This is a genomic window from Mucilaginibacter arboris, from assembly GCF_009754915.1.
Taxonomy (GTDB): domain Bacteria; phylum Bacteroidota; class Bacteroidia; order Sphingobacteriales; family Sphingobacteriaceae; genus Mucilaginibacter_A; species Mucilaginibacter_A arboris.
In genome coordinates, this window is record NZ_WPIK01000001.1 from 29738 (window position 1) to 43683 (window position 13946).

Genomic DNA, 13946 nt, shown 5'->3' on the forward strand with positions numbered 1-13946 from the left:
ATTTTCTGAAATGAAGATTGGCTTGGACATTATGGGCGGCGATTTCGCTCCTGAAGCAGTAGTTTTAGGGGCTATCGAAAGCTATCAATTTTTATCGCCCGATCAAAAATTAGTTTTGATTGGTAACCAGGAGATAGCCCGGAAAATTATCCGCGACAATCATTTTGATGAAAATTGCTTTGAATACGTTCATACAACGGAAGTGATCGGCATGGCCGAGCACCCTACAAAAGCGATCGCCCAAAAGCCAAGTTCAAGTATCGGTATTGGTTTTCAATTGCTTAAAGAAGGCAAAATAGATTCGTTTGCCTCCGCAGGTAACACTGGCGCAATGCTGGTAGGTGCCATGTTTAGCGTTAAAGCTATTCCCAGTGTTATCCGCCCTGCAATTGCCGGTATAGTCCCGAAACTAAAAGGCGGCTGCGGAATTATATTAGACGTAGGCGCCAATGCGGATTGCAAACCGGATGTATTGGTACAATTTGGAATTTTGGGAAGCCTGATGGCCGAATCACTTTACGATATCGATCAGCCAAAAGTTGGTTTAATTAATATTGGCGAAGAAAAAGAGAAGGGCAACCTGCTATGCCAGGCAACTTTTCCTTTAATGGCAGAAAATAAGCAATTCAATTTTGTAGGCAATATAGAAGGCCGTGATTTGTTTACAGATCAGGCCGATGTTTTTGTTTGCGATGGTTTTACCGGAAATGTTGTTTTAAAACTGGCAGAAAACTTTTATGATATTACCTTGAAAAAAGGGATGCGCGATGAGTTTTTTGACCGCTTTAACTACGAGCAATACGGCGGAAGCCCGATATTAGGCGTTAACGCACCTGTGATTATAGGCCATGGCATTTCTAATCCGGAGGCGATAAAAAGTATGGTCCTACTTTCTAAAAATACGGTCGAATCCGGCCTGATTGAAAAAATCAAAAAAGCTTTCCTTTAATACTGATATGGATAAAATTTATGCCGCAATTACTGCTGTAAACGGTTACGTTCCTGATTATGTGTTAACCAATCAGGAACTGGAAACCCTGGTTGATACCAATAACGAGTGGATATTAAGCAGAACAGGTATCAGTGAACGCAGGATTTTAAAAGGCGAAGGTTTAGGTGTGTCTGATCTTGCCATACCAGCTGTTAAAGGTTTGCTCGAAAAGCGTGGAATCGGTGCAGAAGAAATAGATTTACTTATTTTTTGTACCACAACTTCTGATATGCCCTTTCCGGCTACTGCCAATATCATTAGTGCTAAAATTGGCGCTACCAAAGCCTGGGGGTTTGATTTGCAAGCCGCCTGTTCTGGTTTTTTATATGGCTTAACCGTAGGTGCACAATTTATAGAAACCGGTATGCACAAAAAAGTTTTGGTGGTAGCAGGCGATAAAATGTCGTCTATTATTGATTACCAGGACCGCGCTACCTGTATCATCTTTGGTGATGGCTGCGGTGCAGTACTGTTAGAACCTAACCTGGAAGGATACGGGTTAATTGATGCTAACTTACACAGCGATGGAAGCGGAATAAGCCACTTACATCAAAAAGCGGGCGGTTCTGTAAAACCAACCAGCCACGAAACAGTTGATGCCCGTGAGCATTATGTTTACCAGGAAGGAAAAGCCGTATTTAAATTTGCCGTAACTAATATGGCAGAAGCTGCTGCCGAAATTATGGAACGTAATAACCTGACAGCAGATAATGTAGATTGGTTAGTTCCGCATCAGGCTAATAAACGTATTATTGATGCTACAGCTGCCCGCATGGGCGTTGGCCCCGAAAAAGTAATGGTTAATATTGAACGTTATGGCAACACAACTAACGGCACTATTCCTTTATGTTTATGGGAATGGGAAAGTAAACTAAAAAAGGGCGACAACTTGGTTTTAGCTGCTTTTGGCGGAGGTTTTACCTGGGGTTCTGCCTATATTAAATGGGCATACTGATTTTATTCCTGCTTTTTTGTTATTTAATGATAAATTAGCCTGCCAAACAATTATCAAACTTAAATTAAACGAACAACCAGTATGGATATTAAACAGATTCAGGATTTAATCCGATTCGTTGCTAAATCAGGCGTAAATGAAGTTTCTATCGAACAGCAAGACTTCAAAATAACCATTAAAACAAACCAGCCACAAACTGCTGTTGTTACCCTTACGCCGCCTGCCCCTACTGTAGAAACACCTACAACCTCTGCTACTGTTCCATCTATAACTGTAACTACACCGGTAGTTAACGCGCCGGCAGCAGAAGATACTTCAAAATACATCACCATAAAATCGCCCATGATCGGTACTTTTTACCGCTCATCTGCGCCTGATAAACCACTTTTTGTAAACGTTGGCGATGAAATTAAAGCAGGCAAAGTGCTTTGCATTATTGAAGCGATGAAGCTGTTTAACGAAATCGAATCAGAAGTATCGGGCCGTATTGTTAAAATATTAGTGGATAATGCTTCACCTGTTGAATATGACCAGCCTTTATTTTTAGTAGATCCGGCCTAATGCTTCTTTTACCGGCCTAAAATTTATATTGGTAATTTCTGTTGCAATTATTTTCTAAAGCTAATTTAAGTAATGTTTAAAAAGATATTGATTGCCAACCGTGGCGAAATTGCTCTGCGCATTATCCGTACCTGCAAAGAAATGGGTATAAAAACAGTAGCGGTTTACTCTACTGCAGACCGCGATAGCTTGCATGTCCGTTTTGCGGATGAAGCAGTTTGCATCGGTCCACCGGCCAGTAAAGATTCTTACCTCAATATTCCAAATATCATTTCAGCAGCCGAACTAACCAATGCGGATGCTATTCATCCCGGTTATGGTTTTTTATCTGAAAATGCCAAGTTTTCTGCTATTTGTGCAGAATATGGTATTAAGTTTATCGGTGCAACTGCAGATCAGATTAATGCCATGGGCGATAAGGCCTCCGCAAAAGATACGATGAAAAAAGCCGGCGTGCCCACTATTCCGGGTTCCGAAGGCTTGCTAACAGATGTAAAACAAGGCATACAAGTAGCCAATAAAATTGGTTACCCTATTATTTTAAAGGCAACTGCCGGTGGTGGTGGCCGCGGGATGCGCATTGTTTGGAAAGATGAAGCGTTTGAAGCCGCCTGGGATTCTGCCAGGGCAGAAGCCGGGGCAGCATTTGGTAACGATGGCATTTATCTGGAAAAATATGTTGAAGACCCACGCCATATTGAAATACAGGTAATCGGAGATCAGTTTGGCAAAGTTTGCCATTTATCAGAACGCGATTGTTCTATCCAACGCCGCCATCAGAAATTAGTTGAAGAATCGCCTTCTCCCTTCATGACAGAAAAACTGCGCCGTAAAATGGGCGAAGCTGCCATAAAAGGTGCAAAAGCTGTAAAATACGAAGGTGCCGGAACAGTAGAATTTTTGGTAGATAAAAACCGCGATTTCTATTTTATGGAGATGAACACCCGCATCCAGGTAGAACATCCGGTTACAGAGGAAGTAATTAACTTCGACCTGATAAAAGAACAGATAAAGGTAGCAGCAGGCGTACCGATTTCCGGAAAAAACTACGAACCAACCATGCATGCTATCGAATGCCGGATCAATGCAGAAGACCCGCTAAATAACTTTCGTCCTTCACCCGGCAGAATTACGAATTTTCACTCGCCTGGCGGACATGGTGTCCGGGTCGATACACATGTTTATTCGGGTTATGTTATCCCTCCAAATTATGATTCCATGATTGCCAAGCTGATTTGCGTGGCGCAAACCCGCGAAGAAGCATTAAATACCATGCAGCGTGCACTAAGCGAATTTGTAATTGAAGGCGTTAAAACAACTATACCTTTTCATCTTAAACTTTTACAAGACCCGAACTTCAGGGCTGGTAATTTTACCACAAAGTTTATGGAAACTTTTGAATATACCGAAGACTAAAAAAACTGATTATAAATTTAAACGTAAGTACCATTCTAAATCTAACCGGAATGGTATTTTTGTTTCTACTGTAACATGAGCGATCTTAAAGATAATAAACTGTTTAAAGCAATAAAAGAAAAAGGCTCTAACCTGGAGGCAGAAATGTCTTTTTTTGATCACCTTGATGTGCTCAGGAAACATTTGATCCGCTCTGCTATAGCCATTGTAATTTTCACAAGTCTGGCTTTTTACTACTTTGATTTCTTTTATAACACCGTTATCATGGGGCCAAGCAAGACCTCATTTTGGACGTACCGAATGCTTTGTGAATTAGGCGCTTACCTGCACCGCCCGGGGTTTTGTATTGATAAAATCAATATCCATTTAATTAATACGGAAATGGCCGGGCAGTTTACTTTGCAGATCAATTCATCCTTTATGATTGGCCTTGCATTAGGCTTCCCCTATTTATTGTATGAAGTTTGGCTTTTTATTAAACCAGCGTTACATGATAAAGAGCGCAAGGCAGCCAGTGGTTTTGTATTTTACGCTTCGATGCTGTTTTTACTGGGTATTTTATTTGGCTATTTTGTAATCACGGCCATGTCGCTCAGCTTCTTAGCGGGTTATAATGTGAGTGATTCCATCCAAAATTTGTTTAGTATCGATTCTTATATCTCCTCGGTGGCCACGCTAACCCTTGCAACAGGCGCCGTTTTCGAGCTGCCTATATTAATCTACATTTTGGCTAACCTGGGTATTTTAACCGCTAAATTTATGCGGGAGACCCGTCGTTATGCCATTATCATTATTTTAATTATTGCTGCCGTAGTTACGCCAACGCCCGATATGCTCACGATGACGGTGGTAAGTATCCCTTTATTTTTACTCTATGAAGCGAGTATATTTGTTGCCTCAGCAGTAGATAAACGCCGTAAGGCAAAGCACGACGAGTTGATGTCTTCTTAAAAGTTGATGCTGATACTGTTTTTATGTGATAAAAATCTTTAAAAATGAAAATAGCCCTTGGAGCAGACCACGCCGGATTTGAATACAAAGAAGCGTTACGGCCTTTTTTAAATGATGAGGCAGAAATAAAAGACTTTGGTACTTATTCTGCCGGTTCTGTAGATTATCCTGATTTTGCCCATCCTGTTGCTTCAGCAGTAGAAAGCGGCACATTTAATTTAGGAATATTGATTTGCGGTAGCGGAAATGGCATTGCCATCACTGCAAATAAACACCAAGGCATTCGTGCTGCCATCTGCTGGAATACAGAACTGGCAAGCCTGGCGCGGAAACATAATAACGCCAATATACTTTGTTTACCTGCAAGATTTATATCGATAAAAGAAGCACAGGAAATTACCGAAACTTTTTTAAACACCGAATTTGAAGGCGGCCGCCATGCAAACCGCGTTAACAAAATCTCCTGTTAAGATTAAAGAGAATTTAGACATGAAAAAAATATTGTTATGCCTGTTTCCGGCAGCTTTGGTAAGTTGTGCACAGGCACAAAAAACAAGCCCAGTTGAACAAAAATACGCTACGTATATTACTGTTGATGATGCCAGAAAACACCTCAGCATTATCGCTTCAGATGCTTTTGAAGGGCGCGAAACCGGAAAACCAGGCGCAGAAAAAGCAGCAAACTATATTGCAGGCGAGTTTAAAAAGCTGGGCTTGCAGGCCCCCAATAATGGTTCTTATTTTTTAGACGTTCCGTTAGAAGAAAATACACTAAAAGTAACTGCCTTCACAGTAAATAATCAACCTTTTGAAAATGGTAAAGATTTTTTAATGCGTGGCATGTTTGGCAACACAGCTTTACATGTTACTGATGTCGTTTTTATTGGTTACGGAACCCCGGAAGAATTGGGGACTACAGACATAACCGGTAAAGTTTTAGTTTGGATCAACGAAGATAAACCTGTAGCCGGTACAAATGCCAACACCAGTTACCGGATGAGTGCAACCAGAACGAAAATTGTAAGAGAATTGCAGAGCAAGCATCCTGCTGCTATTATAGCCGTAAATGCAGGCATTGCAGATGTACTTAAACGTTTTGGTTCAAGTTATACCGGCAGCACTTTAGCACTAAAAAAAGAAAATGCAGTACGGGCCCAACAGCAAGCTCCGGTTATCAATGTAACTACAGCTATTGCAGATCAATTGGTAAAAGCATCCGGACAAATTTTTGACCAGCTAAAAAAAGCATCGGCAGAAGGAAATGTTCCGGTCAAAGCATTAAAAGCAGATTTTGCAATCAGTTATCACACAGAAACAAAACCTGCAAAGGCAGTTGATGTGGTAGGATTTTTACCAGGTGCAGATCCGAAACTGAAAGACGAAATCCTGGTATTTTCAGCCCATTATGATCATATTGGTTTAACAAAAAGCGGAACGGATAAAGTAAACAATGGTGCAGATGATGATGGTTCCGGCACTACCGGGATCCTTGAAATTGCACGCGCTTTTAGTCAGGCTAAAAAAGAAGGGCATGGCCCGCGCAGAAGTATTTTATTTTTAGGAAATGTGGGCGAAGAAAAAGGTTTGTTAGGTTCAGAATATTATACCGATCATCCGGTTTTTCCTTTAGGCCGTACTATTACCGATCTAAATATTGATATGATTGGCCGTACAGGTTACGAATATCAGGGAAAAGCTGATTCATCAAATTATGTTTATGTAATTGGTTCTGCTATGCTAAGTACTACTTTGCGTAAAGTTACCGAGGAAGTGAACAACAAGTACACCAAGCTGGATTTGGATTATAAATACGACGATCCGAACGACCCAAACCGTTTTTACTATCGTTCTGATCATTATAATTTTGCTAAACATGGCGTTCCAATTATTTTTTATTTTGATGGCGAACACCAGGATTACCACCAGCCAAGCGACGAAGTAAGCAAGATCAACTTCCCAATGTTGGTAAAACGCGCGCAACTGGTTTTTTACACCGGCTGGAATTTAGCCAACCGGGATGAACGGCCTGCGGTAGATGTTAAAACCGAACAAGTACAACAATAAGTAAAAGCGATACTGTTTTTACCACATAAAAATTAGCAAGCAGCAATTAAGCAACCTGATGGTGCGTTAAAAGCTAAATCCTTAATTTTACAGCATGACCAAAACCGCTGAAGATTTTATTGCGAATGCTGAAGTTAAAGCTTTTGATTTAAGGCACCGCAGTATTATCAATTATAATATTGGTAAATATGATGCAGCCGTTGCGAGAGGGATTACCCAACTGGCAAACCTGGAAAATGCCAAGCGCAAAGCACATGTAATCAAATGGAAAGTAATGGAAAACTTAGACAAATTATTGCCTGAGTTTGAAGCTAACTTCCAGCGCCGCGGTGGTAAAGTAATCTGGGCAAATGATGCAGAAGAAGCGACTAAAGAAATCCTGAATATTATCCAAAAATCAGGTGCAAAAACAGTAGTCAAATCTAAATCGATGGTTACGGAAGAAATTCACTTAAATGAATTTCTCGCAGAAAACAATATAGAAAGTTTAGAAACCGATCTGGGCGAATATATTGTACAATTGCTTGGTCAAAAACCATATCATATTGTTACACCGGCAATGCATCTATCCAAAGAAGATATTGCCAAACTTTTTAATGAACGTTTTGGTACGCCTATAGATGCTACACCAGAACAATTAACGCTTAAAGCACGGGAATTGCTCCGTGCAAAATATGTTCATGCCGATATTGGTATTACGGGCGCTAACTTTTTAATTGCCGATTCCGGAAGCATCGCCATTACCGAAAATGAAGGCAATGCACGTTTGTGTACTACTTTCCCAAAAATCCATATTGCCATTGTTGGGATCGAAAAAATGATTCCTTCTCTAACTGATCTGGATTTGTTCTGGCCTTTGCTTTCCACACACGGAACCGGTCAAAATCTAACCGTTTATAATTCTATTTTAAGCGGCCCTCGACAATCCAATGAAACCGACGGACCAGAAGAAATGTATGTAATTTTACTGGATAACGGCAGAACAAATTTATTAGCACAAAAAGACCAGCGGCAGGCTTTATACTGCATTCGTTGCGGGGCTTGTTTAAATGCTTGCCCGGTTTATAAAAACATTGGCGGCCATACTTACGAAACCACTTACAGCGGCCCTATCGGTTCTATCATTACGCCTCACATGAAGGGAATGGAAGAGTTTAAGCATTTAAGTTATGCTTCCAGTTTGTGTGGTAAATGTTCCGAAGTTTGTCCCGTAAAAATTGATCTGCATAAAATGCTACTGCTAAACCGGAGGGATGCTGTTAAAAGTGACCTTAGTCCGATCAAAGAAAAATGGGGTTGGGCAATTTGGAAAAGAGGAATGTTAAGTAGGAAATTAACCGATTACTTCAATGGCAAAACCAAAAATTTCTTTTTAAAATTTCTTTTTAAAAACACTTGGGGACATTTACGGGAAATGCCCGAAGTAGCACAAAAATCTTTCAGTCAGCAATGGCAGGAAAAAAACGAGGAAGAATAGATTAGTTGATAGTTCATGGTTCATTGCCCGCTACTATTAACCATAAACTATCAGCTATGAACTATCAACCATAACCATTCATCTTCCTCAAAAACAAAAACTATATGCGCAAAATTACACTCAATATTGCTACCAGTTTAGATGGTTTCATTGAAGGGCCGCACGGTGAAATTGATTGGTGTTTAAACGACCAGGATTACGGCTTAACAGAGTTTTCTGAAGATACCGATGCTTTGTTTATGGGCAGAAAAAGTTACGAGCTGATCCTACAGGTTGGTTTAGGTTTTTTTGAAGATAAAACCCTTTATGTTTTTTCGGATACGCTTGTTCCGGATGAACACTTTGGTATCAAAATTATCCGCCGTGCTAATTTTGTGTCTTTTGTGCAGGACTTCCGCGAGCAGGAAGGCAAGAATATCTGGCTGTTTGGAGGCGCCGGTTTGGTTGCTTCTTTTATGGCAGAAAACTTAGTGGATGAATTTTTAATTTCTGTACATCCGTTAATTTTAGGCGGCGGAAAACTATTATTTCAAAATGTAAAAGATAAAGTTGATTTAATGTTGATCGACAGTCATGTATATTCCAGTGGTTTAATTCAATTAAAATATATTATTCCGCCAAAGTTCGATTTAAGTATGTTAGATATGTGAGAAGATTTCTAAATTCTAACTTGCTTTCACCAGTTCCACTTCTGCAACCGGGTTAAACAAGTAAACTCTGTTGGTACTTACTTCCACACAGCGATAACGTTTCCGCAAAAGTTCTTCCCTGCGGAAAACCCTTCCGTCTTTCCATTTAAATAAACCGTTAGCCGGAATTTTTTCTACGGAAATTACCAATGCTTCTTTTACATCATAATTTTTAAGAGCGCGAAATAACGTCAGATCAGAACAACTTGAAGCAGCCGGATTATCTAAATAATTGCTGATAGCGCGTTTAATATCCGGAGGAAAAATCTCCAGATCAAAAAACGGTTTCATCATTCTTTTAAAGTTGCTTTTCCATTCAGTTCCATGTGGTTTTGCTTTATGCTGATGCTGGTCCCAGGTGTATAAATGTGCAAATTCATGTACGGTTGTAACTAAAAAAGCGTAAGCATTCAGGTTATAATTAACCGAAATACGATGTCCTTTTCCATCAAAAGGCGAACGGTAATCGCCAAATTTAGTTCCACGGTTGCGGGAAACTTTAAACTCGCACTGAAAATAATCAATCCATTTTGCAATTACCGGTGCAGCAGCATCGGGAAGGTATTGCTTTAAAATCTCGGTTTTATCCACGCTGTAAAATCGTGAATTATTTTAACAAATGGAAAGTAATAAAACTGGCTGCATAAGCCAGAACAGTCATGTAAGTAAACTGAATTACCGGCCATTTCCATTCTTTAGTTTCCCGATAAACAACCGCAACGGTGCTGGCGCATTGCATGGCAAAAGCGTAAAACATCATGAGCGACATGGCAACTGCAAAAGTAAATACGGGCAAACCGGTTTCAGGATTTCGGGCATGTTTCATTTTATCCAACACAGAATCCAATTTATCAGCATTGCCATCAACACTATAAATGGTTGCCATCGTTCCTACAAAAACTTCGCGTGCAGCAACAGAAGTTATTAAAGCGATACCGATTTTCCAATCAAAACCTAAAGGACGAATTGCAGGTTCTATAGCATGGCCCAAAATACCGGCATAAGAATTTTCCAGCTTATCGGTTGCTTTCAAATGTTCTAATTCTACTGCTGATTTTTTGCCGGTAAAAGAAGCATTGCTATATTTCTGGTCAATCTGCTCCATCCGTTTTCCCGGCCCGTACGAAGCCATCACCCATAAAATAATAGAAACGGCAATAATTACTTTTCCAGCCTGGATTACAAACGTTTTTGATCTTTCGTACATCGTTAGCCCAACATTTTTCCAACGTGGCATACGGTAAACGGGTAATTCCATAATAAAGTAACCGCGTTCCCGGCTTTTCAAGATCAGTTTAAAAACCCAGGCAACTATAACTGCCGAAACAACACTAAACAAGTACATGGCCATCATGGCAATTCCCTGCAAATTAAAAACCCACCAGATATTACGGTTGGGTACAACCAGCGAAATAAGCAAAGTATAAACCGGCAAACGTGCAGAACAGGTAATTAAAGGCGTAACCATAATGGTAATCATGCGGTCTTTCCAGTTTTCGATGGTACGCGTGCTCATAATGGAAGGAACGGCACAGGCAAAACCACCAATCAGCGGTACAACAGATTTTCCGTTTAAACCTACTTTACGCATGATGCGATCCATCATGAACGTAACTCGCGACATATAACCGGTATCTTCCAGAATCGAAATAAAAGCGAAAAGAATAGCGATTTGCGGGATGAAAACCAGTACGCCACTTAAACCGGCAATTACACCATCAAGCAATAAACTGGTTAGCGGACCAGCAGGAAGTGTTTTGTGAAGGATGGAAGTTAGCCAGGTAAATAAATTTTCGATCAGTGCCATTGGATAAGCTGACCAGGAAAAGATGGCCTGGAAAATGAACATCAGGATGGCAAAGAAAATAACGAAACCGAAAATTCTATGGGTAAGGACTTTGTCTATTTTGTTGCTGTAACTTTCTTCTTCAGCAAAATGATCTTTTCGGGTTACAACATCAAACAGCACATCGTTAATAAAATTATAACGGGCAATGGTTTCTGTAGCCTGCGATTTTTGAGAGTGAAAAGAGAATTCTTGCTCTAAATTTTCAATTCGGTCGCTTTGCTGTGGCGATAAAAACGGAAGATGTTCATGCTGATGAGCTAATTGTAACGCGAAATAATTGTTATCAACCTTGATTTCTTCACGGATACTACTGATTAATTCCGGAGCTAACTGCTCTACATCAATTGTATCTTCCTGCAAAGCAAAACGATTTGCAAAACTGATTGCTTCTTTTAGCTTGTCAATTCCTTCGGCTTTACGGGCAGAAATGGGAACAACCGGAACGCCTAATTTTTTTGAAAGCAGGTTGAGGTTAATTTCCAGTCCTGATTTTTTGGCCATGTCCATCATGTTCAAGGCCACAATAACCGGAACTTTTAAATCTGCAACCTGTGTATAAAGCAGCAGGTTTCGTTTTAAATTAGATGCATCTAAAACAACAATTACGAGATCAGGATGGTGAGGATTGGAATGATCGGCCAGAACAGAAAAAACGATAGATTCGTCTTTGCTTTTTGGGTACAAACTGTACGTGCCCGGAAGGTCTATAATTTCGCCACGGCGGCCATCGCTTAAATTACAGAAGCCGGTTTTTTTATCAACCGTAACACCAGGGAAATTGCCAACTTTTTGATTGAGGCCGGTCAGAACATTAAAAAGCGTGGATTTACCAGTGTTAGGGTTTCCTACTAATGCAACTTTTAAATCAGCCTTCAACTCAAATTATTGTAATATTATGGTAGATGCTTCGCGTTTGCGCAAACTTAACTGGTAACCGGAAACGTTGACCGCAATTGGGTCTCCCAACGGTGCAACCCTTTGTATGCTGATTTCTTCGCCTGGCAAACAACCCATTTCCATTAATTTAACAGACATTTCCAGATCAGTAAATTCTTTGATAATACCTTTTTTGCCTATTGTTAATTGCGAAAGCTTCATGAATACAAATTATAGTGTAAAGCTATACCTTATTTAAATTAAATCCAAATAAGATTTAATAATCTTTGTGTAAATATACATGCTTCTTTTACAGGTAAAAAATTGAGGAACAGCAAATAAAAGCAGTGCTATTTTTGCTGAAAGGAATCGTACCGGAAATGCGGGCAGTTGCATTTCTTTTTAAATAAACCGCAGGAAGAGAAGGACAGCGAAGCACAAAAAAACAGTGCTAAAAGAAGCTTATTTACTTTTTGATACCGCATAAGTAGTAACTAAAACACTAAAAATTGCCATTAACGAACCCAAAAGATCACAAAAAAGATCGGCCCATTCTGCGCTTCGGTAAGTAAACACTTTGAGTTGCAAAACTTCTATCAATCCTCCAAACAAAAACATGATCAAAATTATGCTGATAAAAACAGCAGCAGAAAATTTGAAATGTCCTTGTTTACGTATCAGCCCGTAAAAAGTAAGTACCGTAAGCACAAAAAACAAACCCGTATGGGTAAGCTTATCAAAGCCTTTAAAAAACAAGTGCGATTCGCCTGCTTTGCCTAAAGAAACACAGCAAATTATTAGAATAAATAAGGCCCACAATAAAGTAAGCCATTGATATTTTAATAGTTTTTGCATTAAGCGCCTACCAATGCTTTGTATTGTTCGGCAGATAAAAGCTCATTGAGTTCTGCTGTATCTGTTATCGTAATTTTAACCATCCAGCCTTTGCCAAAAGGATCAGAATTAACCAGTTCGGGGTTTGCATCCAAATCAGTATTTACTTCTAAAACTTCTCCGCTAACGGGCATAAATAAATCAGAAACTGTTTTTACCGCTTCAACGGTACCAAATATACCTTCTTTGGCAACCTGCTCGCCAACGGTGTTGATATCAACATAAACAATATCGCCCAGTTCGTGCTGTGCAAAATCTGTAATGCCAATATAGGCAGTATTGCCCTCAACCCTAACCCACTCATGATCTTTGGTGTATTTTAACTCTAAAGGAAAATTCATGTTGTTTTTTTCTCAAAAATAACAAAAAACAGCATTAGAAACTGAACACTTAAATTTAAAAGAATGAATATTGTCTAAATAATAAGACATTTTAAAATTTAGGGCGATAAAAACAGTATTAGATTTATCGTCATTCTATTTCCTATAAATCAATTCGCTATGCAATAGAAGCATTTATTTTTCCCTTACAGAAAGTCATCTAAATATTATTTTCGATTAACAAATTAATAAAAATAAAAACTTTTGAATTTTAGTATAGTTATTGTATACAGTACTAAAAAATAAAAAACTACTACTATGAAAAAGATTACATTAGCAGCATTAGCATTGTTTGGGTTGATATTTTCTGCAAAAGCACAAATTCAAAAAGGCAATGTTTTAATTGGCGGAGATCTGGCAAACTTACAGTTAGGCTTGGATAATCCCACCAGTTTTACCGGTACTCTATCTCCAAGAGCAGCTTGGTTTATTAAAGATAATGTTGCATTAGGTGGTTATGCAAGTTTTGGAGTTGGAACCACAAAAGGAAAGGGTACAGACGTTAACTATGGTATTGGTGCTTTAGGCAGGATTTACTCTGGAGCGGGAACAGAAATAGTTAAACATGGCCGCTTTTTCGGAGAAGCTAATGTTGGTTTTGAGGGCGATAACCCAATTGCAGGTGGATCAACCAATGGATTAGGTTTTGGAGTAGGTCCAGGATTCGCTTATTTTGTTACACCAAGCATCGGTTTAGAGACTTTACTTAAATACAATGGTATCGTAGGTTTTGGTGGCAATACTTATACTAACAATTTAAGCTTAAACTTCGGTTTCCAGGTTTATTTGCCAGGAAAAGCTACAGCAAGAAAAGTTAGAAATGATGTAAAATAGTTCTAACAA

Annotated in this window: 15 protein-coding genes; 10 read left to right on the forward strand and 5 right to left on the reverse strand. The window is 39.4% G+C overall.

Going from position 1 to position 13946, the window contains the following annotated elements:
• Window positions 1-10 precede the first annotated feature (10 nt).
• The 9 genes from plsX to GO621_RS00215 all read left to right on the forward strand — a co-directional run bounded on the left by plsX (window position 11) and on the right by GO621_RS00215 (window position 9065).
• The gene (plsX, locus tag GO621_RS00175) at window positions 11-949 is read left to right on the forward strand and encodes a phosphate acyltransferase PlsX (protein WP_157562700.1); all 939 of its coding nucleotides are present in this window, start codon (window positions 11-13) and stop codon (window positions 947-949) included.
• Window positions 950-956: 7 nt separating this feature from the next.
• Entirely contained in the window at window positions 957-1946 is a 990-nt protein-coding gene (locus GO621_RS00180) for a beta-ketoacyl-ACP synthase III (protein ID WP_157562703.1), read from the forward strand.
• Between the two features lie 81 nt (window positions 1947-2027).
• Window positions 2028-2507 carry an acetyl-CoA carboxylase biotin carboxyl carrier protein gene (accB, locus tag GO621_RS00185; RefSeq protein ID WP_157562706.1) on the forward strand — a complete coding sequence of 160 codons (480 nt, stop codon included), beginning with the start codon at window positions 2028-2030 and terminating at the stop codon, window positions 2505-2507.
• 72 nt (window positions 2508-2579) lie between these two features.
• On the forward strand, window positions 2580-3923 hold the full coding sequence (gene accC / locus GO621_RS00190) for an acetyl-CoA carboxylase biotin carboxylase subunit (RefSeq protein ID WP_157562708.1): 1344 nt from the start codon (window positions 2580-2582) through the stop codon (window positions 3921-3923).
• A 75-nt stretch (window positions 3924-3998) separates the two neighbouring features.
• A complete protein-coding gene (gene tatC / locus GO621_RS00195) occupies window positions 3999-4874 on the forward strand; it encodes a twin-arginine translocase subunit TatC (protein WP_157562710.1) in 876 nt (291 codons plus the stop codon).
• 44 nt (window positions 4875-4918) lie between these two features.
• Window positions 4919-5344 carry a ribose 5-phosphate isomerase B gene (gene rpiB, locus GO621_RS00200; RefSeq protein ID WP_157562712.1) on the forward strand — a complete coding sequence of 142 codons (426 nt, stop codon included), beginning with the start codon at window positions 4919-4921 and terminating at the stop codon, window positions 5342-5344.
• Window positions 5345-5363: 19 nt separating this feature from the next.
• A complete protein-coding gene (locus GO621_RS00205; protein ID WP_198170086.1) occupies window positions 5364-6938 on the forward strand; it encodes a M28 family peptidase in 1575 nt (524 codons plus the stop codon).
• Between the two features lie 94 nt (window positions 6939-7032).
• Window positions 7033-8415, forward strand: coding sequence for a LutB/LldF family L-lactate oxidation iron-sulfur protein (locus tag GO621_RS00210; protein WP_157562716.1), 1383 nt, complete (start codon window positions 7033-7035; stop codon window positions 8413-8415).
• Between the two features lie 104 nt (window positions 8416-8519).
• Window positions 8520-9065, forward strand: coding sequence for a dihydrofolate reductase family protein (locus tag GO621_RS00215; RefSeq protein ID WP_157562717.1), 546 nt, complete (start codon window positions 8520-8522; stop codon window positions 9063-9065).
• Between the two features lie 15 nt (window positions 9066-9080).
• Here the strand turns inward: GO621_RS00215 and GO621_RS00220 are convergent, their stop codons facing one another.
• From GO621_RS00220 to gcvH, 5 genes are all read right to left on the reverse strand, one after another.
• Entirely contained in the window at window positions 9081-9695 is a 615-nt protein-coding gene (locus tag GO621_RS00220) for a SprT-like domain-containing protein (RefSeq protein WP_317163354.1), read from the reverse strand.
• 16 nt (window positions 9696-9711) lie between these two features.
• Window positions 9712-11829: a ferrous iron transport protein B gene (feoB, locus tag GO621_RS00225; protein ID WP_157562719.1), complete on the reverse strand. Its 2118-nt coding sequence runs from the start codon at window positions 11827-11829 to the stop codon at window positions 9712-9714.
• A gap of 6 nt (window positions 11830-11835) precedes the next feature.
• Window positions 11836-12051, reverse strand: coding sequence for a FeoA family protein (locus tag GO621_RS00230; protein ID WP_157562722.1), 216 nt, complete (start codon window positions 12049-12051; stop codon window positions 11836-11838).
• Window positions 12052-12291: 240 nt separating this feature from the next.
• Window positions 12292-12684: a VanZ family protein gene (locus tag GO621_RS00235; RefSeq protein WP_157562723.1), complete on the reverse strand. Its 393-nt coding sequence runs from the start codon at window positions 12682-12684 to the stop codon at window positions 12292-12294.
• Window positions 12684-13064: a glycine cleavage system protein GcvH gene (gcvH, locus tag GO621_RS00240; RefSeq protein ID WP_157562725.1), complete on the reverse strand. Its 381-nt coding sequence runs from the start codon at window positions 13062-13064 to the stop codon at window positions 12684-12686. The genes GO621_RS00235 and gcvH overlap by 1 nt, the downstream gene beginning before the upstream one ends.
• A gap of 297 nt (window positions 13065-13361) precedes the next feature.
• On the opposite strand from gcvH, the gene GO621_RS00245 reads away from it, so the two are divergent.
• Window positions 13362-13937 (forward strand): hypothetical protein, encoded by a 576-nt coding sequence (locus GO621_RS00245; protein WP_157562727.1) that lies wholly within the window; start codon window positions 13362-13364, stop codon window positions 13935-13937.
• Window positions 13938-13946 lie beyond the last annotated feature (9 nt).